The sequence below is a fragment of the Nocardiopsis sp. NPDC006139 genome (assembly GCF_040614155.1).
Taxonomy (GTDB): Bacteria; Actinomycetota; Actinomycetes; order Streptosporangiales; family Streptosporangiaceae; genus Nocardiopsis; species Nocardiopsis changdeensis.
In genome coordinates, this window is record NZ_JBEXTT010000015.1 from 124,086 (window position 1) to 148,415 (window position 24,330).

Genomic DNA, 24,330 nt, shown 5'->3' on the forward strand with positions numbered 1-24,330 from the left:
CCGATGCTGCGCACCACACTGGCCGGGCTGCGCCTGCACAAGTCCCGGTACGTCACGACCGTGCTGGCGATCATGCTCGGCGTCATGTTCACCACCGGCACCATGGTCTTCGCCGACACCCTGGAGGCCGGGTACGAGAAGACCGTCATGGGCTCGGCCACCTCGGTCGACGCCATCGCCGTCCCGGCGGAGGGGGGCGAGGAGGAGCCCGCTCCCCTGACCGAGGAGGCCCTGACCGAGATCCGCGCGCTCCCGCAGGTCGCGGGGGCCGACGGCCTGGCGGAGGGGCAGGTCGTCCTGCTCGACTCCGAGGGCCGCGCGTCCGGCTTCGTGCCGCCCGCGGCGGTGTCCTTCGGCGAGCACACCCGGTTCTCCGCCGAGGAGGGCGACCTGCCCGCCGGCGGCGACGAGATCGCCCTGGCCGTCTCCACCGCCGAACAGCTCGGGTTCGGGGTCGGCGACACCGTGACCGTCCTCGACCCGGACCAGGAGAAGCGGGAGTTCACCCTCACCGGCCTGGTCGAGTTCGGCGCCGACCCCCGGTACAGCTACAGCGGCGTGGTGGTCTTCGACCACGCGACCCTGGGCGGGATGACCGCGGCCGAGGGGTACGTCGAGATCGACGCCGTGGCCGCCGAGGGCTACACCGACCGGCAGGTCGCCGACGCGGTCGCCGGGGTCCTGGGGGCCGACGCCGAGGTGCTGACCGGCGAGGAGTTCGGGGTGGCCCTGGCCGAGGAGTCCGGCGCCGACACCGCGATGCTGCGCGTCGTGCTGCTGCTCTTCTCCTTCATCGCCATGTTCGTGGCCGGCATCGTCATCTACAACACCTTCGCCATCCTCATCGCCCAGCGCCAGCGCGAGCTGGCCCTGCTGCGGTGCGTGGGCGCCAAGCGCTCCCAGGTGTTCCGGTCCATGCTGGCCGAATCCCTGATCGTGGGCCTGGTCGCGTCCGCCCTGGGGGTCCTGGCGGGCATCGGCATCGGGATGGCCGGGGCCACCTTCGGGGGCCCGCTGCTGGGCATGGACGGAGCCGCGCTCACCGTCACGCCCCTGGCCGTGGCCACCGGCATGGTCCTGGGCACCGTGGTGACCGTGTTCTCCGCCCTGGTCCCCGCCACCCGGGCCACCCGGGTGGCGCCGCTGGCGGCGCTGCGCACCAGCGCCACCGCCGCCGGGCTGGAGAAGGGCACCGGCTGGGTGCGTGTGGTCCTGGGCCTGCTCGCCTTCGCCGCGTCCGCGGCCCTGGTCGCGGTCAGCCAGCTCGCCGGCCCGAACCAGCTGGGCCCGGTCATCGTCACCGGCTCCGCGCTGATCGCGTTCCTGGGGGTCGTGGTCCTGGGGCCGCTGCTGGTGCGCGGGATCGTGAACGTGGTGGGCCTGCCGCTGCGCCGGGTGGGGGTGCCGAGCATGCTGGCGGTGGACAACTCCGTGCGCAACCCGCGCCGGGCCGCCACCGCGATGATCGCGCTGACCGTGGGCGCCACGCTCATCACGGGCTACTCGGTGGTGAGCGCCTCCACGGAGACGACCCTGACCAAGATGCTGGACGAGCAGTTCCCGGTGGACTACCAGATCATGGCCCAGATGGGCACCGAGGCGGTCCCGGCCGCCGAGGACGCCCCCGCCGAGGGGACGGGCGAGGAGGCCGCCCCCGCGGAGGCCGCCCCCGCCGAGGGAGCCCCCGCCGAGGGGACCGCCGAGGAGCAGCCGGGGACGGACCCGGCCGCCACGGCGGCGGACTCCGAGGTCGAGGGCCTGGCCCTGCCCCTGGACCCGGGCATCCCGGCCGAGGTGCGGGACGCGCTCGGCGAGCAGGACGAGCTGGAGCGGGTGATCGCCGACCGCAACGTGTACGTGGAGCTCGGCGGGGACCAGAGCATGCCGGTCACCACGTACATCAACGGCCGGATCGGCGTCGACCTGACCGCGGACACCGTCGAGGGCGACCTCACCGACCTCGGCCCCGGCAGGGTCGTGGTGTCCGAGGGCTACGCCGACGGGGCGCGGGTGGGCGACACCTTCACCGTCCCGGGCCTGTGGGGCGCCGACGACCTGGAGCTCGACATCGTCGCGATCACCGAGAACGGGGGCGGCCTGACGGGCGCCACCGTCGACCCGGAGGACTTCGCCGCCGCCTACCCCGAGGTCCGGGAGGACCGGACGCTGTACGTGGTCGCCGACGCCGACGCCGAGGCCGACCGGGTGCGGGACGCCGTCCTGAGCTCCGTGGAGGACCACCCGACCCTCCAGGTCATGTCCGTGGCCGAGATGAAGGAGCAGTTCACCGGCATCCTCGACATCGCCTTCTACACGGTGGCGGCGATGCTGGGGCTGGCGATCATCATCGCGGTGTTCGGCATCGCCAACACCATGGCCCTGTCGGTGCTGGAGCGCACCCGCGAGTCGGCGCTGCTGCGGGCGCTGGGCCTGACCAAGGCCCAGCTGCGGCGGATGCTCAGCGTCGAGGCGGTACTGCTGTGCCTCATCGGCGCCGGTATCGGCATCGTGTTCGGGGTGCTGTTCGGCTGGGCGGCCGCGGACTCGGTGCTGCCGAACATGGTGTTCGCCGTCCCCTCCGGCCAGATCGCGGTGTTCATCGCGGTGTCGGTGCTGGCCGGGCTGGTCGCCGCGGTGCTGCCCGCACGCCGCGCCGCGGGCACCTCGATCACCGGGGCGCTGGCGAGCGAGTAAACACCGCCCACATCCGGCGTCAACACACGGAACGGAAGTGCTCGGGCCCCCGCCCACGGCGGGGGCCCGCGTCGTACCGTGGGGCCGGGGGGTGGGGCCGATGGGCGGTTCGACGGCGAGGCCGGTCGCGGCGGGGGGTGTGGCCTGGGGTTCGCCCGAGGCCCGGTGGATGCTCACCGCCACGGTGCTCGGCTCCGGGATGGCGTTCCTGGACTCGACGGTCGTGACGGTGGCGCTGCCCGCCATCGAGGGAGACCTGCGGACCGGGCTGTCCGGGCTCCAGTGGATCGTCAACGGGTACATGGTGACGCTGTCCGCGCTCATCCTGCTCAGCGGGTCGCTGTCGGACCGGTTCGGCCGGGTGCGGCTGTTCGTCTGGGGTGTGGCGGTGTTCGCGGTGGCGTCGGCCCTGTGCACGTTCGCCCCGACGCTGGAGTGGCTGGTGGCGGGCCGGATCGTGCAGGGGGTGGGCGGCGCGCTGCTGACCCCGGGCAGCCTGGCCATCCTCCAGGCGGGGTTCCGGGAGCAGGACCGGGCCCGGGCGATCGGCGCCTGGTCGGGGCTGACCGGGGTGGCCTCCGCGATCGGCCCGTTCGTCGGCGGGTGGCTGGTGCAGATCGGCGACTGGCGGCTCATCTTCCTCATCAACCTGCCGCTGGCGGCGGTCGTGCTGGCCATCGCGTGGTTCAAGGTGCCCGAGTCGCGCGACCCCGAGGCGGCGCGGCGGCTCGACTACCCGGGGGCGCTGCTGGGTGTGGTGGCGCTGGGCGGCACCACCTACGCGCTCATCCAGTGGGGCGCGGCGGGCGCCACCCCGGCGGTGTGGACGGGCGCGGCCGTCGGCGTGCTCGCCCTGGTGCTGTTCCTGGTGGTGGAGTCGCGGGTCGCCGACCCGATGCTGCCGCTGGGGATGTTCGCCTCCCGGGGGTTCAGCGCGACCAACGCGGCGACCGTGCTCGTCTACGGTGCGCTGGGGCCGCTGTTCTTCCTGCTGGTGATCTACCTCCAGGAGGTCGCCGGCTACCCGCCGATCGCGGCCGGGGCCGCCTCGCTGCCCATCACCGTGCTGATGCTGGCGCTGTCGGCCCGGTCCGGGAAGCTGGCCGCGCGGATCGGCCCGCGCCCCCAGCTGGTCGCCGGTCCGCTGCTGGTGGGGGCCGGCCTGTGGCTGCTCTCGCGGATCGGCACCGACGCCCCCTACCTCACCGACGTGCTGCCCGGGGTGCTGCTGGTCGCGCTGGGGCTGTCCACCACGGTGGCGCCGCTGACCGCGACCGTGCTGGCGTCGGTGCCGGAACGGCACGCGGGCCTGGCGTCGGGGGTGAACAACACGTTCGCGCGCGGCGCCCAGCTGATCGGCGTGGCCGCGGTCCCGGCCCTGGCGGGGATCGCCGCGGGCGGGGAGGCCGGGGGCGCCGCCGACACCGGGTCCCTGGCCTCCGGGTTCGGGACCGCGATGCTCATCCTGGCCGGGCTGTGCGCGGCGGCCGCGCTGTGCGCGCTGCTGCTGCCGCGGGGGCGGACGCCCGGCGCCTCCGGGGCCGCCGCAGGCGGCCCGTCGGCCGAGGAGGCCGCCGCGGCGCCCGCGGGCGCCGAGGAGCGGCCGCTGCGGTTCTGCGGGGTGGCGGGGCCGCCGTTGCGCTCCTGCCCGGGCTCCGCCGCGGGGCGGACCCAGGACGGCCCGCCTCCCGGACAGGGCGGCTGACGGCCCCGCGGCCCCTCGCGTCGGCGCCGGGTCAGGCGTCCGGCGCCCCGGTGTCCCTGGGGTCCTCGGCGTCGGGGACGTAGGCGTCCGTGTCCTCGGTGCGGTCGCCGCGGCCGTCGGGCGAGTCCGCCGGGTGCCCCTCCGTCCGGCCGCCCCCGGCGTCGCGGACGGCCGCCCCCGGCGCGTCCTCGTCCACCGAGTCGTCGTCCTCGACCCGCAGGGCGTCCTCCTCCGCGGAGGGGGCCTCCACGTCCCAGCTCTGGCGGGGCAGGACGTCGCTCCGCTCGTCGGCCACCGCGCGGTCGATCCCGCGCTCGCCGCGGCTGTCGTCGTCCTCGAACTCGTAGCCCTCGATGTCGTAGTCGTTCTCGACCCGCCGTTCGCGCTCCTCGATCAGGCTGCGCTCCGGGTCGTCCCCCATGTCGGTGTCCACGTCGTACGGCTCGGTCATCGTCTCCCCCGTCCGTGGTCGGCCTCTCCGCGGATCGCGTCCGCCCCGGCGGCCGGGCCGGCGCCGGCGCCGTGCGACCGATCCGCCGTGGGATCCCTCCTACCCCCGCGGCACCGGGATCATCACAGGCCGGGGCGAGGTTTTACGGGAGGCGGGGACGGCGCCGGTCAGCGGCGCGAGTTCTCGGCGCGGCGCAGCCGCAGCGGGCGCAGGGCCGCCTCCAGGGCGACGGCGCCGTCCAGCTTGCTCTCGCCCACGGCCCTCTCCTCGAAGTGGATGGGGATCTCGACGATCTTCTGCCCCCGGCGGAAGGCCCGGTAGTGCATCTCCACCTGGAAGGCGTAGCCGGTGCTCTCGATGCCAGGCAGGTCGAGCACCTCCAGGGCGGAGGCCCGCCACACCTTGAAGCCCGCGGTGACGTCGCGGACCGGGATGGCCAGCACCGTCTTGACGTAGGCGTTGGCCCACCCGCTGAGCAGGCGGCGGCGCAGCCCCCACTGCTCGGACAGGCTGCCGCCGGGCACGTAGCGGCTGCCGATGACGACCCCGGCGTTGGTCGCCAGCAGGGTGCCCAGCAGCTGGGGGAGGTAGCCGACGGGGTGGCTGAGGTCGGCGTCCATCTGCGCGACGTACTCGGCGCCGTCCTCCAGGGCCCGGGTCATCCCGGCCACGTAGGCGCGGCCCAGCCCGTCCTTGGCCGTGCGGTGCACCACCGAGACCCGGCCGGGGAACTCCAGGGCGAGCTTGTCGGCGATCTCCCCGGTGCCGTCGGGCGAGTTGTCGTCCACGACCACGGCCCGGAGCCCGGGCAGGTCGAGGGACATGAGCTGCCGGACCAGCACCGGCAGGTTCTCCGCCTCCTCGTAGGTGGGCACGACCACCGTCAGCGCGGCCCGGGACCAGGGCTCGGGCAGGGCGACCGGCTCGGGGGTGACGCGCACCGGCGCGGACGGGGGGTGCTCCGGGGGCGTCGCTGAGGAGGGCATGCGCGGAAGGCTCCTGAGGGTCGGTCGGCGTCGGGTGCGTCCAGGATCACCCATCGGGCACGGAACGCACAATGGGCGTGAACGGTAGGGTACGCCCTTTGCGGGCGCAAGCGGGGCTCACTGCCCCCGTTCACGTGCCACGACGGCGACGTGGACCAGGGCCCCGGTCTCCTCCAGGGTCATCAGGACCTCGGGATCGGAGCTACTGTCCGTGACCAGGTGGGCGATCTCCTCGGGCGGGACGGTGGCGACCATGGTGTCGGCTCCGATCTTGGTGTGGTCGGCCAGGACCACGGTCTCCTCGGCGCAGTCGGCCAGGGCGGCGTCCACGCCCGCGACGGCGGGGTTGGGGGTGCTCAGCCCGCGCTCGGCGCTCACCCCGTTGCCCGACAGGAAGGCGCGGGTGACGCGCAGCCCCTTGAGGCTCTGCTCGGCGGCGGCGCCGACCAGGGCCCGGGCGGGCCCGTAGAGGGTGCCGCCGGTGACCACGACCTCGACGCCGGTCGAGCCGGCCAGGGCCTCGGCGACCCGCAGCGAGTTGGTGACGACGGTGATGTCCGAGCGGGAGGCCAGCTCCCGGGCCAGGGCCTCGGTGGTGGTACCGGGGCCGATGGTGACGGCGTCGCCCGGGCGGACCAGCCGGGCCGCGGAGGCGGCGATGGCGGCCTTCTCCGCGGCGGCCTGGCCGCTGCGGCCGGTGTAGCTCTGCTCGTGGCCGATGCGCCCGGGCAGGGCCACTCCCCCGCGGCGGCGGTCGACCAGCCCCTCGGTCTCCAGGGCGCGCACGTCGCGGCGGACGGTGACCTCGGAGGCGTGCACCTTGACGGCGATGTCGCGCAGGGACATCGTGCCGTTGGCGCGCACGAGTTCGAGAATGCGCTCCCGGCGTTCGGCGGCGAACGCCGGACGGTTCTCCTCGACCATGGACCTGACCTTCCGTGCTCCGGGCTGGGGCACGGGCGGTGCCCGTGCCCGGTCTAGAGTACGGACCGGCCGGCGACCGGGCGCTCCTCCTCGGCCTCCTCGGCGTCGAGGGGCGTGTCGATACGGTCGGGGTCCTCGGTCAGGAGGGTCGCGATGATGACCGCGGTGAGGGCCACCAGTCCGACGAGCGCTCCGGCTCCGAACAACATCACAACGGACATCTCCGGCCTCCCCAGGGGACGGGCTGACCTGTCCTTTACCCGATTCCCGGTTCGGACCCCCCTCACACCACCGAACACCGTGCGACCGGGTCCACAATGGGGGCATGACTCTCCCTCCTCTGGCGCCCGAGGTCTGGTGGGCGCACACGTCCTCGGCCGCGGACCGGCTCTCGGACCTGTTGGACGAGCGTGAACGGGCCCGGGGCGACCGGTTCCTGCACCGGGCCGACCGGGACCGGCACCTGCTGGCCCGGGCGATGTCCCGGCTGGCGCTGGCGGAGCGGGCGGGCTGCGACCCGCGGGAGGTGGCCTTCGAGCTGCGCTGCCGCTCCTGTGACGAGAAGGAGCGCGCCGGGGCGGAGCGGGACGCCGAGCCGCACGGCAAGCCGCACCCGACCGGCCCGGCCGGCGGGTGGGAGATCTCGGTGAGCCACTCGGGCGAGTGGGTGGTGCTGGTGGTCTCCGAGGGCGTCCCGGTGGGCGTGGACGTGGAGCGGGTGTCGGCCTCGCGCGACCTGGGCGGGCTGGCGGCCTACACGCTGTCCGACACCGAGCGCGAGGCGTGGGAGGGGCTGTCGGAGGCCGAGCGCACGGGGGCGTTCTTCGGCTACTGGGCGCGCAAGGAGGCGCTGCTCAAGGCCACCGGCCTGGGGCTGGCCGGGGGCCTGCGCCGGGTGACGGTGAGTCCGCCGCACACCGGCGCGCGGCTGCTGGAGTGGACGGGGGGCGGCGACCCGGAGGCGGCGTGGCTGACCGACCTGGACCGGGGCGAGGAGTACCGGGCGGCGCTGGCGGTGCTCACCGACCGCCCGGTGGAGCCGGTGCTGCACCCCCCGTCGGCCGTCCGGGACCTGCTGCGCCGTTGAACCGCCGCCGCGGGCGGCCGCGGCGGCGGTGGCGGCTCAGGCGCGGCGGGCGAGGTGGCGGCTGATCACCAGGCGCTGGATCTGGTTGGTGCCCTCGACGATCTGGAGGACCTTGGCCTCGCGCATGTAGCGCTCGACCGGGAAGTCGCGGGTGTAGCCGTAGCCGCCGAAGACCTGGACGGCGTCGGTGGTGACCCTCATGGCGGTGTCGGTGGCCATGAGCTTGGCCATGGCGGCCTGCTCGGAGAAGGCCAGGCCGGCGTCGCGGCGGCGGGCGGCGGCCAGGTACAGCTCGCGGGAGGCGGCGACCTGGGTGGCCATGTCGGCGAGCATGAAGCCGACCCCCTGGAAGTCGCCGATGGCGGAGCCGAACTGGCGGCGCTCCCGGGAGTAGGCCAGGGCGGCGTCGAGTGCGGCCTGGGCGACGCCCACCGCACAGGCGGCGATGCCCAGGCGGCCGGAGTCCAGGGCCGACAGGGCGATGCCGAACCCCTTGCCCTCCTCTCCGATGAGGGCGTCGGCACCGACGCGGACGCCGTCGAAGAGGACCCCGGAGGTGGTGGAGGAGCGCATGCCCATCTTGCGTTCGGGCGCGGCCGCCGACAGGCCCGGGGCGCCGGCCGGGACGTGCAGGCAGCTGATGCCGCGGGCCCCGGAGTCCGGGGCGCCGGTGCGGGCGAACAGGGTGTAGTGGTCGGCCTCGCCGCCGTGGGTGATCCACGCCTTGGCGCCGTTGACCAGGTAGCCGTCACCGTCGCGTTCGGCGCGGGTGGTCATGGCCGCGGCGTCGGAGCCGGAGGCGGTCTCCGACAGGCAGTAGGCGCCCAGCCGGTCGCCGCCGAGCATGGCGGGCAGGTGCTCGGCCTTCTGGGCGTCGGAGCCGAAGGACGCCAGGGGGTAGCAGGACAGGGTGTGGACGCTGACGCCCAGGCCGACGGCGAGCCAGCCGCGGGCCAGCTCCTCCACGACCTGGAGGTAGACCTCGTAGGGCTGGCCCGAGCCGCCGTACTCCTCGTCGTAGGGCAGGCCGAGCAGTCCGGCCGCCCCCAGGGTGCGGAACAGGTCGCGGGGGAAGGCGCCCTCCTCCTCGTCCCGGGCGGCGCGCGGGGCGAGCTCCTTGTCCACGAGTTCCCGGGTCAGCTCCAGGAGCTGTTCCGCCTCGGGCGTGGGCAGCATGCGTTCGACCGCCATGAGTCCTCTCCACCGGTTCCTCGCCATTCCCCGGGATCTTCCGCGGGAATGTAGTAGGACGTCCAACTATATAGTGACGCACGGCACCATATCCCATGGCGACACCCACTCCGGGAGGCGCCCCTTGGACACCGGGGCCCCGGGGACCGAGGGGGCTGCACGGGGTGTTCCGCCGCGGCCGCCCGCGGAGGGCATCTGTACAGCGGCGCCCGGAACGCCTAGATTCCACGCCATGTCCCCTTGCAGACACCCACGGCGGAACGGCGGCCCCCGGCCCGCCGGCGCGCCCGTGTCCGCAGCCCGCGCCCGGCACGCACCGGAGCCCCGCCGGGACGCGTTGTACAGTCGACAGTGGCCGATGGGCGGCGCGGGCGGAACGGGAGACCGCGGCACGGCGCCCGGGAGGGGTCCGGCGGGCGCGTCCCCGCGCGCCCGCGGCGGACACGCCCCACACGCCCCCGACCGGCCCGGAGCAGCACCCCGACCACCGTCCGACGGCCGGCCCAGGAGGCCCTGATGGATCTCGAACTCCGCCATCTGCGCACCATCTGCCTCCTGGCCGACACCGGAAGCGTCACCAAGGCGGCCGCCGCGCTCTCCACCTCCCAGCCCGCGCTGACCACCCAGCTCCAGCGGATCGAGCGCGAGGTGGGCGGCGCGCTGTTCCACCGGGGCCGCTCGGGGGTGCGCCCGACGGAGCTGGGCGAGTTCGTGCTGGTGCGCGCCCGCGCGGTCCTGCTGTCCATGGACGACCTGCTGCACGACATCACCGCGCGGGGGGCCTCGCCCACCACGCTGCGCGTGGGCGGGGTGGGGCCGCTGGCGATCGACCTGGCGGCGCGGCTGCCGGAGATCTTCCCGAACGTGCCCGCCCACGTGCGCACCGAGTACTCCCCCAAGCTGGTCACCGACCTGGTCCGGGCCGGGCGCCTGGACCTGGGCACCACCATCGACTACGTGGACCGGGACCTGTCCACGGACGGCCCGCTGTCGTGGGCGATGCTGGCGGTGGAACCGCTGCACGTGGCCCTGTGGGCCGACCACCCGCTGGCGGACAAGCCGACGGTGGCCCTGAGCGACCTGGCGGACTGTCCCTGGGCGCTGACCCCGCCGGACGGCACCGGCTGGCCGGAGTGCTTCTACCTGGCCTGCCAGCGCGCCGGGTTCACCCCGCAGGTGCCCTACCGGCTCTACGAGCGCTCGGAGATCCGCGACCTGGTCGCCCGGCGCCGGGCGATCGCCCCCTGCCAGTCGGACTTCGACACCGGGGAGGACGTGGTGGTCCGCCGGCTGGAGGGCGAGCCCATACAGCTGCGCCACCTGCTGGTCTGGCGGCGCGACGGCGCGGTCAGCGGCTCCTCCGACGACATCGCGCGGCTGGCCCGCGAGATCCTGGGCCGGGCGCGCCCGGCCCAGGGCTGACGGGGGTCAGGACGCCCGGGGGCGGACGCGCGGGCGCCGCAGCCAGGGGGCGACCGCCCACAGGCCCGGTCCCGCCCCCGCCGCGAGGACCAGGGCGGTGACGACCCACTCCCCCGAGCCGTTCGGATGGACCACCCGGGTCCGGGCGCGACCGGCCGCCCCTCGGCGCGGCCCCCGCCGGGCCGGCCGGTCGCGGAGGGCCGACAGGCGGCGCGGACCGGTGGGCGCGGGTGCGCCGCGGCCCCGGGTGCGCCACGCGCGACGCACGGGGTGATCGCAGGGGAACTCAGGGGGTCCACGTCGGTTCGGGACGGCCGACTGTGGACAGCGGCAACATCACGAGTTCACTCAAACACCATCCGCAACATCTCGAACCTGTTACCAGTGGTCTCACACACGCGTATGGTGTTTACTCACGGGTAACGTACCGGCCAGTAGGTATCCCTGTCGGGCCCGGCAACGGCCTCGTTCCCCCCTTGGGCCACTCACACCCGCTCCGTGAAGGCACAACGAAGTCCAGGACAGCACCATGCGACCATTGAGAACGATCGCCACGGCACTGGCCGTCGCGGTACTCGCCACCTCCTGCGCGGAGGGGGCGTCCTCGGACCAGGCGGCCGAGGAACTCGCAGCCCAGACCCGAGGGGTCACCGACGACGCGATCGTCATCGGCACGCACCAACCGCTCACCGGACCGGCCTCCCCCGGTTTCCGGCACGTGTCCACCGGCGCCCGCGCCGTGTTCAACTACATCAACGACAACGGCGGCATCCACGGGCGCCGGATCGAGTACCAGGTACAGGACGACTCCTTCGACCCGTCCAAGACCGTCGAGGCCGCCCGCACCCTGATCGAGGACCAGGAGATCTTCGCGATGCTCGGCGGGCTGGGCACGCCCACCCACGAGGCCGTCATCGCCGAGATCAACGAGGCCGGCGTGCCCGACCTCTTCGTCTCCTCCGGCGCCCTGGCGTGGGACCAGCCGGACGTCTACCCCTACAGCTACGGCTTCCAGGTGGACTACTCCCGGGAGGCCAAGATCCAGGGGAGGTACATCGCCGAGAACTTCCCCGGCGACGACGTCGGCCTCCTCTACCAGAACGACGACGTCGGCCCCTCCTCCCAGGCGGGGCTGGAGCAGTACCTCACCGACGAGATCGTCGCCTGGGAGTCCTACGACCCCGGGGCCCCCGAACTCGCCGGCCAGATCGCCTCCCTGAAGGAGAGCGATGCGGAGGTCGTCGTGTGCCACTGCATCCCGGCCTTCCTGGGCCTGGCGATCCTGGAGGCCACCGCCATCGGCTACGACCCGCAGTGGATCGCGCCCAGTTTCGGCGGTGACGTGGAGATCGTGACCTCCCTCATCGAGGAGTACGCCCAGGGCACCCCCGCCGAGGACGTCCCGCCGGAGACGTTCCTGGACGGGCTGATCATCACCGCGTTCCTGCCGATGGCGGCCCAGCGCGACGACCCGTGGACCGAGTTCTTTCTGGAGATCCACGAGGAGTACAACGCCGACACCCCGTTCACCGACACCACGGTCTACGGCATGGTGCAGGCGGTCCTGCTCGCCCAGGTGCTCATGGAGACCGGGCCCGACCTGACCCGCTCGTCCCTGATCGAGACCCTCAACTCGCACGAGTGGACCGGGCCGGGGCTGGTGCCCTTCGCCGCCTCCGAGACCGACCACAGCGGCTACGGCGGTGTCATGGTGGTCCGGCACAACGCCGGCGAGAGCCCGGAGATCCTCCAGGAGCCGATGGTCACCGACAGCGACGGCGGGGAGATCCTCCCGTTCGACATGGAGCGGCCCACTCCCGACGAGGTCGCGATCTTCGGCGGCGAGGGCTCCTGACCCGCCGCGCGCCGGGCGCGGGAGGGGGCCCGGTGCCCTTCCCCCGCGCCCGCCGGGCCGTCAGGCCTCCCCCGCCCGCGGCCCGCGGTGGGCGCGCACCCACCACAGCAGCCCCAGCAGGGCCGCCAGCGCGATCCCGCCGACCGCCGCGGGCAGCCCCAGGTCCGCTCCCCCGGACCCGAGCAGCACCATCGCGGCGGTCGCCGGGACGCCGCCCACCAGCGTGCCCAGGGCGAACGGCCCGACCCGCATCCGGGTGAGGCCGCACCCGTAGTTGACCACCTGGTACGGGACCACCGGCAGCAGCCGCAGCTGGAGCACGGCCTTGAGCGCGTGCTCCCCGGCCACGGCGTCCAGCCGCGCACGCGCGCCCGCGGGCAGCAGCCCGGCCACGGCGTCCCCGGCGACGTACCGGGCGACCGCGAACTGCGCCAGCGCCGCGGCCACCCCGCCGGCCAGGGCCAGCGGCAGCCCCGCCGCGAGCCCGAAGAGCAGCCCCGCGGCGAGGTTCAGCGCGGGCCGGGGCACCAGCGCGAAGACCGCCACCGTGTACAGCACCACGTAGGCGACGGGGGCGGCCGGTCCGGACGCCTCGATCCAGGCGCGCACCTGCTCTGGCTCGGGCCCGTAGACCAGGGCGGCGACCAGCGCCGCCGCCCACACCACCACGAGTACCGCCCGCACCCGCACCCCTCGTCCGTCCACCCGGGCAGCCTACGCGGCGCCCGGGCCGCTCAGGCCTCCTCCAGCCGGGGGAACACCACCTTGTTGAGGACGATCGTCAGCGACGCGGCGACCGGGATCGCCAGCAGCGCCCCCACCAGGCCCATCATGGCGCCGCCGACCAGGGCCGCGGTGATGTTGGCGGTCGGCGAGACGTGCACGGCCCGGCGCATGACCCGGGGGGAGATCACGTAGCTCTCGATCTGCTGGTAGACGAGGAAGAAGGCCAGGGTGAACAGCCCCAGCCAGGGGTCCACCACCACCATGGCCAGCGAGGCCGCCAGCGCGCCGATGGTGGTGCCCACCAGCGGGATGAGCGCCGTCACGCCCACCACCAGGGCCAGGGTCAGCGCGTAGGCGGATCCGACCGCCCACAGGAACAGGAACGCCACCAGCCCGGTGATCGCCGCCACCACCAGCTGGCCGGCGATGAACGCGCCGATGCGCAGCACGATCTCGTCGCCGATCTCGCGCACCCCGTCGCGCCGCGAGCGGGGCACCAGCCGGTAGCAGACGTCGAGGATGCCGTGCAGCGACGCCATGAAGAACAGGGTGAGGATGAAGATCGTGAACGAGGCCACCAGGGAGTCGACGACCACCTGCCCCACCCCGACCAGGCCGCCGAACAGCTGCCGCCCCACGTCGGGGTCGACGACCGCCCCCTGCAGCTTGTCCAGCAGGTCGTAGCGCTCGTTCAGGTCGGCGAAGAAGGGGTTCTCCTGGAGGTCGCCGATCATCGCGGGCAGCCCGGCGGCCAGGCCGGCGATCTGCGCGCTCAGCGGCGGGACGATCGCCCACACGAACACGGCGGCGAACGCCACCAGGGCCAGGCACACGGTGACGATGGCCGCCCACCGCGGCATGCGGGCGCGGACGTGCAGGAACTCGATCATCGGATTGAGCCCGACGGCGAGGAAGAGCGCCACCAGGATGTAGACGAGCACCCCGCGCACGCCCACCAGTGCCTGCACCATCAGCCAGGCGACGAGCACGCCCAGGGCCCCGACGAACCCGATCCGGAAGTAGGCCGGGCGCCGGGCCGGGGGTCCCGGACGGTCCTCCGCCGCCGTCTGCGGCTCCTCCCGGGCCGTGTGCTCTTCCCGTCCGGCCCCCTCCCCCCGCGGCCCCCTCCCCTCGCGCGGTCCGCCCCTGCCGCCGTTCGGCTCCGTCGACGCTCCGTCGCTCATGCCGTCTCCGCCCCCTTCTCCGCTGGAACGCGCAGGGTGAACAGCGCACCGCCGAGCAGGTCGCTGCGACCGGCCACCAGGGTGCCCCCGTAGGCCTTGGCGATCTCCCGGGAGATGGCCAGTCCCAGGCCGCTGCCCTCGGGGTCCAGGTCGCGCGACTCGCGCAGCCGGGCGAACCGCTCGAAGATCCGCTCGCGGTCGGCCTCGGGGACCCCGGACCCGTCGTCGTGCACCTCCACCACCGCGTATCCGTCCTCGTCGAGGTCGACGACGATGTCGATCCGCTCGTGGGCGTGGCGCTCGGCGTTGGCGACCAGGTTGGTCAGCAGCCGGGTCACCCGCAGCCGGTCCATGCACACCGGGACCTCGACCGGGGCGCGGACGTGCAGGTCGGCCACCTCCTGGCGGTCCCCGAACTCCTTCCGCACCAGGGCGGCGAGGTCGAAGGGCTCGCGGGAGGCCGCCAGGTCCGATCCCATGCGGGCGAGTTCGAGCAGGTCGGAGACGATGTTCTCCAGGCGCTCGGTGTCCGAGAGCAGGTCGGTCAGCAGCCGCTCGCGCTCCCGGGGGTCGGGGCGGGGGTCCGACAGCTCCACCTCCAGCTTGGCGCGCATCCCGGCGATGGGGTTGCGCAGCTCGTGGGAGGCGTCGGAGACGAACCGGCGCTGGCGGGTGACGGCCTCCTCCAGCCGGTCGAGGCTGGCGTTGGCGGTACGGGCCAGGTGCGCGATCTCGTCCTCGGTGCGCGGGACCCGGAGCCTGCGGTGCAGGTCGGTGACGGAGATGGCCTCCATCTGGTCGCTGATCAGCTCCACCGGGCGCAGGGCGCGGCCCACGCCGACCCAGATGATCAGCGCGGTGACGGCGAGCAGCCCGAGCGAGGTGCCGATCAGCACCGCCTCCAGGGTGCCCGTGGCCAGGACCGGGGGCGTCCGGGACGCCGCCAGCACCATGACGTCGCCGTAGGCGGAGTCGGCGACGGCGTACCCGACCACCAGGTAGCAGTCGGTGTAGTCCTCGTCTTCCCGGTCCACGCAGGTGGTGGTGTCCACCCGGAAGTCGCCCCGGCTGGGGTGGTCGTGGGTGAGCGGGGGGAGGCCGCGCATGGCGTCGCTGGCAGCGAGCACCTCGCCGGAGTGCCAGTCGACGACCTGGAGCCGCAGGACCGGTTCGGGGGCCGGGACGGGCCCCGGGTAGCGCTCCGTGCTGATCTCCTCGACGACGTGGCGCGCGGAGATGGCGGCGCGGTCCCGGGCCTGGGAGGTGATGAGGTCGCGCAGCAGGAGGATGGAGACGGTCAGGCCGATGGCGACGACGACCACGAGCGCGATCATGGCCCCCGCGGTGACCCGTCCTCTGATCGAGCGGGGACGCACGCGGTTCCAGATCCGTCTGCGGCCACCGCTCCTGTCCGACACCCGCCCATTGTCACCCGCCGTGGCCGTGAACCGCCGAATTGGGCCCGGTGTGGCGCAGTGGGTGCACGGACAGTGACCCGTGTCCCGATTCGGGGCGTTCCGGTCGTCCGGGGGCCCGCGGCATCACTCGTAGGGGTCCGGCGGGTCGGTCACCTCCTCCCGTTCGGTGACCGCGAACCGGTGCTCGCTGACGTCGTACAGCTCCCCCTCGGGCTCCACCCAGGTGCCCCGGACGGTCCACCAGCTGTCCGCCTCCGGGACGGGGCCGTCGGTGATCAGCACCTTGTTGACCACCGCGTCGGCGGCACAGCAGGCCATCTGGAGCCGGGCCAGGTACCATCCCTCGCCGTCCTCGGCGGGGACGGCGAACCCGGTGAGCTCGACGGTGCGCCCGGCCATCGCGCGCTCCTCGTCGATCCAGGCGCGCATGACGAACTGGCGCAGTTCCAGGGGGACGACCTCGCCCTCGGCGGCCTCCTCCAGGCCGTCGTCGAACTGCCCCGACCGCTCCCGCTGGGGCGGTGGCGCTGAGGACTCCGAGGCGGTGCTCTGCACGGTGTAGGAGCCCAGCGCCGGCGGGGCCACCACGAACACGGCGAGCACCGGGAGCAGCAGCAGCCAGGCCACGTGCGGGGCGCGCGAGTGGTCGTGGCCGTGGCCGCCGCCGTGCCCGTACGCCTCGGCGACGGCCTCGTCGTCCCCGGGGTGCGCGTGGTGCGCGTGCTCCTCGGCCTCCCCGCGCAGCTCGGCGATGACCAGCCACACGCCCAGCACCGCCATGACCGCGCCGGCGGCGATGAGGAACGGCTGGAAGGCGGGTTTGACCCAGTTGAGGTACATGTCCGTGGGCACGGTGGCGGTGAGCGCCGAGGTGCCCAGCAGCACCAGTGTGAGCCCTTGCGCGATGCGGTTCACAGGATCAGGCCTCCGATCAGGAAGGTGGCCGCCAGGGCGACGATCAGGCACAGGGGGACGAAGCGCACCACGAACCGCCAGCCGAACATCCCGGCCTGCATGGCGATGAGCTTGAGGTCCACGATGGGGCCCACCACCATGAACGCCAGCTTGGCGGTGGGCGAGAAGTCGGTGAGGCTGAGCGCGACGAACGCGTCGGCCTCGGAGCAGATCGACAGCAGGATCGCCAGCAGCGCGAGCACCAGCACCGAGACCACCGGCATCCCCGCCACGGTCAGCAGCCACTCGCGGGGGACCATGACGTTGATGGTGGCGGCGGCCAGCCCGCCGACGACGAGGTAGCCGCCGGCGTGCATCATGTCGTGCACCATCGACTCGCGGAAGACCCGCCACTTGGACTCGCCCGGGTCGACCGGCCGCGAGGGCAGGCGCAGCCACTCGGTACGGCCGAAGCGCACCCAGATCCAGCCGATGACGACCGCGGCCAGCAGCGAGGCGACGAACCGGGCGAGCACCATCTCCGGCTGCCCGGCGAAGGCCACGGCGGTGGCGATCATGACGACCGGGTTGATGGCGGGCGCCGCCAGCAGGAAGGTGAGCGCTGCGGCGGGGGCGACCCCGCGCCGGATCAGGCTCCCGGCGATGGGCACCGACGCGCACTCGCAGCCCGGCAGCAGCGCGCCGGACAGCCCGGCCACCGGGACCGCGTGGCCGGCCTTGCGCGGGATGAACCGCTGGTAGACGGAGGTCGGCACGAAGGCGGTGAGCGCCGCCGACAGCGCGACCCCGAAGACCAGGAAGGGCAGCGCCTGGAAGCAGATGGCGGTGAAGATGGTCGCCCAGGTCAGGAACGCCGGCCCGGTCAGCTGGTCGGAGAACCAGGCGTGGCCGACGGCCATCGCGGTGATGAGCGCCGCGAACAGCCAGACCGTCCCGGTGCGGCGCCCGCCGCGGCGGCGCCCCCAGTCGTCGGGTGGCAGCTCGGAGTCCCGTGCGGGGACGAACGGGTCGCCGGGCGGGGGCTCGCCCCCGTGGGTGTGCTGGGGTGTGGTCCGTTCGGACACGGTGGCACTCCGTGATGGATCGTGTGGGTCTTCGGGCATAGTACCGAAAACCGTTTTCGTCCTGGACCGGTCCGGGACGGCCTGTGGACGACTCCTCCGCACCGTGGCACGGGCATGGCGAGGCCGCCCGGCCCGGACCGCACACCCGCCCCCGCGTGCCGGGCCCCCGGCACGGCAACGGGGGGCACCGTCCACAGCGTGGCACAGGCGTAGCGGGACCGACCGGCCCGGACCGCGCACCCGCCCCCGCGCGCCGGAGGAGTCCGGCACGGCAACGGGGGGAGCGCCGTCCGCTCCCCCCGTGTCCCCGCCGCGCGGTCCGCGGGCCTCAGTCGCCCCGGCGCTCGTCGTCCTCGGGCCCCTCCTCCGGGGTCTCGTCGTGCTCGGCCAGGGCCTCGGCCGGGTCGGCCGGGGCCTGCCCTTGGCTGCGGTCCACGTCCTCGGGCAGCGCCCCGCCGGGCTCGCCCCAGCACTGGACCCCGCGCAGGTCGGGCATCTTGGACAGCGTGAACTGCGGGTCCAGCCCGTTGCGCAGCTGGCGGCTGTAGTCGGCCAGCAGGCGGAAGGCGACCGCCGACAGCGGCGCCAGGGCCAGCAGGTTGACGGTGGCCATGACGCCCATCGCGATGTCCGCGAGGTTCCACACGACGGTGAGCGGGGCGACGGCGCCCAGGAAGACCGCCGCCAGCACCGCGTAGCGGAAGTACGCCATGTGCTTGGGGTCGGCGTCCAGGAACCCGAGGTTGGTCTCGCCGTAGTAGTAGTTGCCCAGCACCGACGTGAACGCCAGCAGGAACAGGATCACGGTCAGGGCGTGCAGGGACCAGCCGCCCAGGGTGCTCTCCAGCGCCCGCTGGGTGACCTCGGCCCCGGTCTCCGTGGTGAAGTCGGGCCCGTAGACCAGGATGATGAACGCGGTGACCGAGCACACCAGCCAGGTGTCGAAGTACACCCCCAGGGTCTGCACCAGGCCCTGCTTGGCGGGGTGGGAGACCGACGCGGTGGCGCCGGCGTTGGGCGCCGAGCCCAGGCCGGCCTCGTTGGAGAACATGCCCCGGCGCATCCCCTGGAGGATCGCGGCCCCGGCACCGCCCGCCACGAACTCGCGCACCCCGAACGCCCCGGCGAAGATGTCGCCGACCACCCGGGGCAGCTCCTCGATGTTGAGGGCCACGACGGCCAGGCCGAGCAGGATGTACAGGATCGCCATCAGCGGGACCAGCGCCTGGGCGACGGTGGCGATGCGGCGCACGCCGCCGAAGATGACGGCCGCGGTCAGGCCCACCAGCCCCAGGCCGACGACGACGTCGAGGAACCAGCCGGCGGGGAGGCCCAGGTCGCCGACGGAGGTGGAGACGGCCCCGGCGATGCTGTTGGACTGCACCGTGTTGAAGACCAGGCTGAAGGTGACGGTGATGACGACCGCGAACAGCACGCTCATCCACCGGTTCTCCAGGCCGTAGCGGATGTAGTAGGCGGGGCCGCCGCGGAAGCCCGTGGGGGTGCGCACCTTGTACAGCTGGGCCAGGGTCGACTCCACGAACGCGGCCGCGCCCAGGACGCAGGACATCGCCCACATCCAGAAGACCGCGCCCGGACCGCCGAGCATCACCGCGGTCGCCACGCCCACGATGTTGCCGGTGCCGACCCGGGAGGCGGCCGAGATCGCGAAGGCCTGGAAGGAGGAGATCTCCCTGCCGCCGTCGGGGGCCGTGCCGGGGCTGCTGCGCAGGACCCGGAACATCTCCGGCAGCAGCCTCAGCTGCACCACACCGGACCGGACCGTGAAGTACACGGCCAGCAGGACGAGGAGTGGGATGAGGAAGTAGGACCAGAAGACGTTGTTGACGGCGACGAGAAAGGTGTTGAGGACGGGCACGCGTTTCCCTTCCGGCGACCGGGTGGCCCCGTTGACGGCACCGGGGTCTGCCCGCCACTGTCCACCGCGGCCCGGCCGGAACGGGACGCGGACACGCGAAACCGCGGTAAAGGACCTTAATGTCAGCGCCGCACGGGGCCATCACCCATACCGGGGCGGTCACATATGGCGCATGTGACCATGGTCACTGCCGATCGGCGTCTCTACCGTTCGGAACATGAGCACGACCACCCCAGACCCCGCCGCCGCGAAGCGCACCCCCTTCATGCGCGTGGTGACCGCCAGCCTGATCGGCACCACCATCGAGTGGTACGACTTCTTCCTCTACGGGTCGGCCGCCGCCCTCGTCTTCAACCACGTCTTCTTCCCCGAGTCCGATCCGCTGGTGGGCACCATGCTGGCGTTCACCACCTACGCGGTCGGCTTCATCGCCCGCCCGCTGGGCGGACTGGTCTTCGGCCACTTCGGCGACCGGATCGGCCGAAAACAGCTCCTGGTCCTGAGCCTGCTGCTGATGGGCGGCGCGACCTTCGCGATCGGCCTGCTGCCGACCTACGCCGCCGTCGGCGTCGCCGCGCCGCTGCTGCTGACCCTGCTGCGGGTCGTCCAGGGGTTCGCCCTGGGCGGCGAGTGGGGCGGGGCCGTCCTGCTGGTCGCCGAGCACGGCAGGCCCGAGCACCGGGGCTTCTGGGCTTCCTGGCCGCAGGCGGGCGCGCCCGGCGGCAACCTGCTGGCCACCGCGGTGCTGGCGGTCCTGGCCGTGGCCCTGCCCGACGAGGCCTTCCTGGACTGGGGCTGGCGCATCCCGTTCCTGCTGTCCGGGGTGCTGGTCCTCATCGGCCTGTGGGTGCGCCTGGCGGTGACCGAGTCCCGGGTGTTCCAGGAGGCGCGGGCCCGGGCCGAGGGGTCGGGCGAGCGGGAGCGGGCGCCCATCGTCGGCGTACTGCGCCACCACTGGCGTGAGGCGCTCGTCGCGATGGGCGTGCGGATGGCCGAGAACGTCTCCTACTACGTCGTCACCGCGTTCATCCTGGTCTACGCGACGCAGCAGGCGGAGATGCCCAACGGCCTGGTGCTGAACGCGGTGCTCATCGCCTCGGCGGTCCACCTGGTGACGATCCCGCTGTGGGGCGCGCTGTCGGACCGGGTGGGGCGCCGCCCGGTGACGGCGGTCGGCGCGGCCGGGGTCGGCCTGTGGGCGTTCGCGTTCTTCCCGCTGATCGACACCGGCGCGTTCTGGGCGGTGACGCTGGCCGCGACGATGGGCCTGGTGATGCACGGTGCCATGTACGGCCCGCAGGCGGCGTTCTTCTCGGAGCTGTTCAGCACGCGGACGCGCTACTCGGGGGCGTCGGTGGGCTACCAGCTGGCGTCGATCGCGGCGGGCGGGGTGGCCCCGCTGATCGCGACGGCCCTGCTGGCCGCGTTCGGGTCGAGCCTGCCGATCTCGCTGTACGTGGCGGCGATGGGCGCGCTCACGCTGACGGCGGTGTGGGCGTCCCGGGAGACCCGGGGCCGTTCCCTGGACTGATCGGCACCGCGTCCGAGAGGAGTCCTCACCCCGGTAAGGGCCCGGGCCCGGCAGGTGATCCTGCCGGGCCCGGGTCGGTGCTCGCTCAGTACTGGCGGGCGGAGTCGAAGCGCTCGCCGCCGCGGCGGTTGCCGCGCGGGCCGCCCCGGGAGTCGTCCCGGTAGCCGCCCCGGCGCTCGCCGCCGCGGTAGCCGCCCTCACGGCGGTCACCCCCGCGGAAGCCGCCCTCGCGGCGCTCGCCGCCGCGGAAACCGCCCTCGCGGTCACCGCGGAAGCCGCCCTCACGGCGGTCCCCGCCGCGGAAACCACCGTCGCGGTCGCCACGGTAGCCGCCCTCACGGCGCTCGCCGCCACGGAAGCCGCCTTCACGGTCGCCACCGCGGAAACCGCCCTCGCGGTCGCCCCGGTAGCCGCCCTCACGGCGGTCCCCGCCGCGGAAGCCACCGTCGCGGTCACCGCGGAAGCCGCCCTCACGGCGCTCGCCGCCGCGGTAGCCGCCCTCACGCCGGTCGCCGCGGTAGCCCCCGCGGTAACCGCCGCCGCGCGGGCCGCCGCGGCCGCGGCGCTCGCGCACCGGCTCCGGCGGCTCGATCCACGGCTCCCAGGAGGGCTCGCGGGCTCCGGTCACCTCGGCGAGCAGCTCGTCGCCGGGGTTCACCAGGTGCTGCTGGGCGTCGACGCCGGCGTCGCTGAGCAGGCGTCGGGCCATGCGGCGCTGGTTGGGCGCCACCAGGGACACCACGGAGCCGGAGGAGCCGGCGCGGGCCGTGCGGCCGCCGCGGTGCAGGTAGTCCTTGTGCCCGGTGGGCAGGTCGACGTTGACGACCAGGTCGATGCCGTCGACGTGGATGCCGCGCGCGGCGACGTCGGTGGCGACCAGGGCCTGGATGCGGCCCTCGCGGAACTTGGCCAGGGTGCGGGTGCGCACGCTCTGGGTCTTGCCGCCGTGCAGGGAGGCACTGGGCACGCCGGCCTCGGCCAGCTGCTCGCTGATCGTGTCGGCGCGGTACTTGCTGCGCACGAACAGGATGGTGCGGCCCTCGCGCGCGGCGATCTGGGCGATGATCTTGTTCTTGTCGCGGGGCAGCACCTTGAGCAGGTGGTGCTCCATGGTGGTGACCTGGGAGACCGGCGGGTCCACCGAGTGGGTGCGCGGGTCGTTCATGTACTTGCGCACCAGCTTGTCGACGTCGCCGTCGAGCGTGGCGGAGAACAGCAGGGTCTGGCCCTCGGGCTTGACCTGGTCGAGCAGCTCGCTGACCTGCGGCATGAAGCCCATGTCGCACATCTGGTCGGCCTCGTCCAGCACCGAGATCTCGACGTCGCCCAGGTCGCAGGCACCCTGCTCGATCAGGTCGGTGAGGCGGCCGGGGGTGGCGACCAGGACGTCGACACCGCGGCGCAGCTCGTTGATCTGGCGGGTGTAGGAGCTGCCGCCCACGACGTCGCCGACGCGGGCGCCCACGATGCGGGCGTAGGTGCGCAGCGCGTCGCGGACCTGGTGGGCGAGTTCGCGGGTGGGCACGAGGATCAGGGCCCGGGGGCGGTTGGCGGCGGCCCGGCGCTCGGCGGCGCGGACCAGGACCGGCAGGCCGAAGGCCAGGGTCTTGCCCGAGCCGGTGCGGCCGCAGCCGAGGACGTCGAGTCCCTCGAGGGCGTCGGGGATCGTGGCCGCCTGGATCGGGAACGGGTTGGTCACACCGTTCTTGGCCAGCTCTTCGACGATGTCCTGGGGAAGCCCGAGGCTGTCGAAGGCAGGCTCTACGGCAGTGTCCGTCAAGGTGACGTGTACCTTCCTCATCGGTTGGCGGCGTTTCGAGGAAGGCTCCACACGGAAGGCCATCGCGGTCCCGGCGAAGAAATCACACAAACGCGCCTGATCACACGCGGATGTGGGCCCCTACGTCGGACATGGGGCTTGGTCTCTTCGGGAAGAGTCGCGCCGAGGTGATCGGCGTACGAGATCCGCGTCTTGAGCGGTCTCGGCGCGCCCTGATGCGCGCGGCATTGCGAACGACCGCTTGGTGAAGCCTACTAGAGATCGCTCCGAAGTGGGGACGGGACGGGCGTTTTTCACCGGTGATCCGGGTCTCTCCGTCCCGCCCCCCGCCTTCGGGCGGCGCGGGGTCAGGCCCCGGCGCCCATGGCCTTGGCCAGGGAGGTCAGCCGGTCGACCTGCGCGCGGCGCTCGGCGCGGGCCTGCTCCTCGAGCGTGTTGCCCGCGGCCTGCTGGAGCAGCGCCTTGGTGGCGGCTGCCGCCTCGGGGTTGGTCGCCAGCAGCGCGGCGACGACGTCGTCGACGGCGCCCTCCAGCTCCTCCACGGGGACGACCAGCTCCGCCAGGCCCAGCTCGCGGGCCTCGGCGGCCTCGACCCGGCGGGCGGTCAGGCAGATCTCGACGGCGCGGTTGACGCCGACGATGTCGACCAGCGGCTTGGTGCCGGTGAGGTCGGGGACCAGCCCCAGGGCGGGCTCCTTCATCGTGAACTTGGCGTCCTCGGCGAGGATGCGGATGTCGCAGGACAGGGCCAGCTGGAACCCGGCGCCGATGGCGTGCCCGCGGACGGCGGCGACGCTGACGATGTCGGGGCGGCGCAGCCACAGGAACCCGGCCTGCAGCTCGGCGATGTGGCCCTCGATGTCGTCGGCGTCGGCGCTGCCGTCCAGGACGCCGGCCACCAGGGAGCGCTCCCCCTCGACCCCTTCGGGGGTGAACATGTTGAGGTCGATCCCGGCGGAGAAGATGTCGCCCTCTCCGGCGATCACGACGATTCGGACATCCTCGGGAAGGGTCTGGCCGATGTGGGCCAGGGTCGTCCAGGTGCGCCCGGTCATCGCGTTGCGGCGCTCGGGGCGGCTGATGGTGATGCGGGCGACGTGCCCGTCCACCCTCAGCCGGAGCCCGGCCCGGGAGAGCTCGTCCTCGGTGGGCGGCTCACCGGCGCCGTTCGCGGCCTGTGCCATGGGGGTTCCTTCCGTGGGTGTGCCGTGTCACCCCGAATATTACCCATGGGTAACCGCCAGGGCGCGCTCAGGCCTTGCGTGTCGCCCCGCCCCGGCCGCGCAGCTCCACCCCCGCCTCGCCGAGCAGGCGGTGCACGAAACCATAGGAACGCCCGGTGGCCGCCGCCAGCTGGCGGATGCTCTCGCCCGCGTCGTAGCGGCGCTTGAGCTCGACGGCGAGTTCGGAGCGGTTCTCACCGGCCACCCGGGTGCCCTTTCCCAGCGCGTCGTTCACAGGTTCACTCCTCGAGGGGTCGACGGTCAGGGACCCTCATGATGGGACATCGGGATCGCG

General features: G+C 73.7%; 21 protein-coding genes. 6 read left to right on the forward strand and 15 right to left on the reverse strand.

The window, feature by feature from the left end; genetic code table 11:
* Positions 1-3: 3 nt before the first annotated feature.
* Positions 4-2,694, forward strand: a complete 2,691-nt coding sequence (locus ABZ249_RS20545; protein WP_355265239.1) for an FtsX-like permease family protein — start codon at positions 4-6, stop codon at positions 2,692-2,694.
* 100 nt (positions 2,695-2,794) lie between these two features.
* Positions 2,795-4,399, forward strand: coding sequence for an MFS transporter (locus ABZ249_RS20550; RefSeq protein WP_355265242.1), 1,605 nt, complete (start codon positions 2,795-2,797; stop codon positions 4,397-4,399).
* 31 nt (positions 4,400-4,430) lie between these two features.
* On the opposite strand, the gene ABZ249_RS20555 is transcribed toward ABZ249_RS20550, so the two are convergent.
* The 4 genes from ABZ249_RS20555 to ABZ249_RS20570 all read right to left on the reverse strand — a co-directional run bounded on the left by ABZ249_RS20555 (position 4,431) and on the right by ABZ249_RS20570 (position 6,981).
* Complete coding sequence (locus ABZ249_RS20555) at positions 4,431-4,850, reverse strand: hypothetical protein (protein WP_220560314.1); 420 nt, start codon at positions 4,848-4,850, stop codon at positions 4,431-4,433.
* A 167-nt stretch (positions 4,851-5,017) separates the two neighbouring features.
* The gene (locus ABZ249_RS20560; protein ID WP_220560312.1) at positions 5,018-5,836 is read right to left on the reverse strand and encodes a polyprenol monophosphomannose synthase; all 819 of its coding nucleotides are present in this window, start codon (positions 5,834-5,836) and stop codon (positions 5,018-5,020) included.
* Between the two features lie 117 nt (positions 5,837-5,953).
* The gene (locus tag ABZ249_RS20565; RefSeq protein WP_355265247.1) at positions 5,954-6,760 is read right to left on the reverse strand and encodes a DeoR/GlpR family DNA-binding transcription regulator; all 807 of its coding nucleotides are present in this window, start codon (positions 6,758-6,760) and stop codon (positions 5,954-5,956) included.
* A gap of 53 nt (positions 6,761-6,813) precedes the next feature.
* Entirely contained in the window at positions 6,814-6,981 is a 168-nt protein-coding gene (locus ABZ249_RS20570; protein WP_220565935.1) for a hypothetical protein, read from the reverse strand.
* A gap of 104 nt (positions 6,982-7,085) precedes the next feature.
* Between ABZ249_RS20570 and ABZ249_RS20575 the strand changes: the two genes are divergently transcribed.
* Positions 7,086-7,847 carry a 4'-phosphopantetheinyl transferase superfamily protein gene (locus tag ABZ249_RS20575; RefSeq protein WP_220560310.1) on the forward strand — a complete coding sequence of 254 codons (762 nt, stop codon included), beginning with the start codon at positions 7,086-7,088 and terminating at the stop codon, positions 7,845-7,847.
* A gap of 36 nt (positions 7,848-7,883) precedes the next feature.
* Here ABZ249_RS20575 and ABZ249_RS20580 read toward each other — a convergent pair whose 3' ends face one another.
* Entirely contained in the window at positions 7,884-9,038 is a 1,155-nt protein-coding gene (locus ABZ249_RS20580; RefSeq protein WP_355265252.1) for an acyl-CoA dehydrogenase family protein, read from the reverse strand.
* A gap of 516 nt (positions 9,039-9,554) precedes the next feature.
* On the opposite strand from ABZ249_RS20580, the gene ABZ249_RS20585 reads away from it, so the two are divergent.
* Positions 9,555-10,460, forward strand: a complete 906-nt coding sequence (locus ABZ249_RS20585) for a LysR family transcriptional regulator (protein WP_355265255.1) — start codon at positions 9,555-9,557, stop codon at positions 10,458-10,460.
* Positions 10,461-10,466: 6 nt separating this feature from the next.
* Here ABZ249_RS20585 and ABZ249_RS20590 read toward each other — a convergent pair whose 3' ends face one another.
* Positions 10,467-10,595: a hypothetical protein gene (locus ABZ249_RS20590; protein WP_355265258.1), complete on the reverse strand. Its 129-nt coding sequence runs from the start codon at positions 10,593-10,595 to the stop codon at positions 10,467-10,469.
* Positions 10,596-10,989: 394 nt separating this feature from the next.
* On the opposite strand from ABZ249_RS20590, the gene ABZ249_RS20595 reads away from it, so the two are divergent.
* Positions 10,990-12,315 carry an ABC transporter substrate-binding protein gene (locus ABZ249_RS20595; protein ID WP_355265261.1) on the forward strand — a complete coding sequence of 442 codons (1,326 nt, stop codon included), beginning with the start codon at positions 10,990-10,992 and terminating at the stop codon, positions 12,313-12,315.
* Positions 12,316-12,375: 60 nt separating this feature from the next.
* Here ABZ249_RS20595 and ABZ249_RS20600 read toward each other — a convergent pair whose 3' ends face one another.
* From ABZ249_RS20600 to ABZ249_RS20625, 6 genes are all read right to left on the reverse strand, one after another.
* Positions 12,376-13,020: a VTT domain-containing protein gene (locus ABZ249_RS20600; protein WP_355265264.1), complete on the reverse strand. Its 645-nt coding sequence runs from the start codon at positions 13,018-13,020 to the stop codon at positions 12,376-12,378.
* Between the two features lie 29 nt (positions 13,021-13,049).
* The gene (locus tag ABZ249_RS20605; protein ID WP_355265267.1) at positions 13,050-14,225 is read right to left on the reverse strand and encodes an AI-2E family transporter; all 1,176 of its coding nucleotides are present in this window, start codon (positions 14,223-14,225) and stop codon (positions 13,050-13,052) included.
* Entirely contained in the window at positions 14,222-15,559 is a 1,338-nt protein-coding gene (locus ABZ249_RS20610) for a HAMP domain-containing sensor histidine kinase (RefSeq protein WP_355265270.1), read from the reverse strand. The genes ABZ249_RS20605 and ABZ249_RS20610 overlap by 4 nt, the downstream gene beginning before the upstream one ends.
* A gap of 207 nt (positions 15,560-15,766) precedes the next feature.
* The gene (locus tag ABZ249_RS20615) at positions 15,767-16,558 is read right to left on the reverse strand and encodes a TIGR03943 family protein (RefSeq protein ID WP_355265273.1); all 792 of its coding nucleotides are present in this window, start codon (positions 16,556-16,558) and stop codon (positions 15,767-15,769) included.
* Positions 16,555-17,622, reverse strand: a complete 1,068-nt coding sequence (locus ABZ249_RS20620; RefSeq protein ID WP_355265275.1) for a permease — start codon at positions 17,620-17,622, stop codon at positions 16,555-16,557. Before ABZ249_RS20620 ends, ABZ249_RS20615 begins: the two co-directional genes overlap by 4 nt.
* Before the next feature lie 328 nt (positions 17,623-17,950).
* Positions 17,951-19,501: an alanine/glycine:cation symporter family protein gene (locus tag ABZ249_RS20625; protein ID WP_355265278.1), complete on the reverse strand. Its 1,551-nt coding sequence runs from the start codon at positions 19,499-19,501 to the stop codon at positions 17,951-17,953.
* A gap of 217 nt (positions 19,502-19,718) precedes the next feature.
* Here ABZ249_RS20625 and ABZ249_RS20630 point away from each other — a divergent pair, with 217 nt between their 5' ends.
* The gene (locus ABZ249_RS20630) at positions 19,719-21,032 is read left to right on the forward strand and encodes an MFS transporter (RefSeq protein ID WP_355265281.1); all 1,314 of its coding nucleotides are present in this window, start codon (positions 19,719-19,721) and stop codon (positions 21,030-21,032) included.
* 85 nt (positions 21,033-21,117) lie between these two features.
* Here ABZ249_RS20630 and ABZ249_RS20635 read toward each other — a convergent pair whose 3' ends face one another.
* From ABZ249_RS20635 to ABZ249_RS20645, 3 genes are all read right to left on the reverse strand, one after another.
* Positions 21,118-22,812, reverse strand: coding sequence for a DEAD/DEAH box helicase (locus ABZ249_RS20635; protein ID WP_355265284.1), 1,695 nt, complete (start codon positions 22,810-22,812; stop codon positions 21,118-21,120).
* 347 nt (positions 22,813-23,159) lie between these two features.
* Positions 23,160-23,996, reverse strand: coding sequence for an enoyl-CoA hydratase/isomerase family protein (locus ABZ249_RS20640; protein ID WP_220560272.1), 837 nt, complete (start codon positions 23,994-23,996; stop codon positions 23,160-23,162).
* A 67-nt stretch (positions 23,997-24,063) separates the two neighbouring features.
* On the reverse strand, positions 24,064-24,270 hold the full coding sequence (locus ABZ249_RS20645) for a helix-turn-helix domain-containing protein (protein ID WP_220560271.1): 207 nt from the start codon (positions 24,268-24,270) through the stop codon (positions 24,064-24,066).
* Positions 24,271-24,330: the final 60 nt, after the last annotated feature.

Excerpts from the sequence above, each read along its gene's own strand:
- ABZ249_RS20545 (WP_355265239.1), top strand. The coding sequence starts at position 4 with ATGCTGCGCACCACACTGGCCGGGCTGCGCCTGCACAAGTCCCGGTAC.
- ABZ249_RS20550 (WP_355265242.1), top strand. The coding sequence starts at position 2,795 with ATGGGCGGTTCGACGGCGAGGCCGGTCGCGGCGGGGGGTGTGGCCTGG.
- ABZ249_RS20555 (WP_220560314.1), bottom strand. The coding sequence starts at position 4,850 with ATGACCGAGCCGTACGACGTGGACACCGACATGGGGGACGACCCGGAG.
- ABZ249_RS20560 (WP_220560312.1), bottom strand. The coding sequence starts at position 5,836 with ATGCCCTCCTCAGCGACGCCCCCGGAGCACCCCCCGTCCGCGCCGGTG.
- ABZ249_RS20565 (WP_355265247.1), bottom strand. The coding sequence starts at position 6,760 with ATGGTCGAGGAGAACCGTCCGGCGTTCGCCGCCGAACGCCGGGAGCGC.
- ABZ249_RS20570 (WP_220565935.1), bottom strand. The coding sequence starts at position 6,981 with ATGTCCGTTGTGATGTTGTTCGGAGCCGGAGCGCTCGTCGGACTGGTG.
- ABZ249_RS20575 (WP_220560310.1), top strand. The coding sequence starts at position 7,086 with ATGACTCTCCCTCCTCTGGCGCCCGAGGTCTGGTGGGCGCACACGTCC.
- ABZ249_RS20580 (WP_355265252.1), bottom strand. The coding sequence starts at position 9,038 with ATGGCGGTCGAACGCATGCTGCCCACGCCCGAGGCGGAACAGCTCCTG.
- ABZ249_RS20585 (WP_355265255.1), top strand. The coding sequence starts at position 9,555 with ATGGATCTCGAACTCCGCCATCTGCGCACCATCTGCCTCCTGGCCGAC.
- ABZ249_RS20595 (WP_355265261.1), top strand. The coding sequence starts at position 10,990 with ATGCGACCATTGAGAACGATCGCCACGGCACTGGCCGTCGCGGTACTC.
- ABZ249_RS20605 (WP_355265267.1), bottom strand. The coding sequence starts at position 14,225 with ATGAGCGACGGAGCGTCGACGGAGCCGAACGGCGGCAGGGGCGGACCG.
- ABZ249_RS20610 (WP_355265270.1), bottom strand. The coding sequence starts at position 15,559 with ATGATCGCGCTCGTGGTCGTCGTCGCCATCGGCCTGACCGTCTCCATC.
- ABZ249_RS20630 (WP_355265281.1), top strand. The coding sequence starts at position 19,719 with ATGAGCACGACCACCCCAGACCCCGCCGCCGCGAAGCGCACCCCCTTC.
- ABZ249_RS20640 (WP_220560272.1), bottom strand. The coding sequence starts at position 23,996 with ATGGCACAGGCCGCGAACGGCGCCGGTGAGCCGCCCACCGAGGACGAG.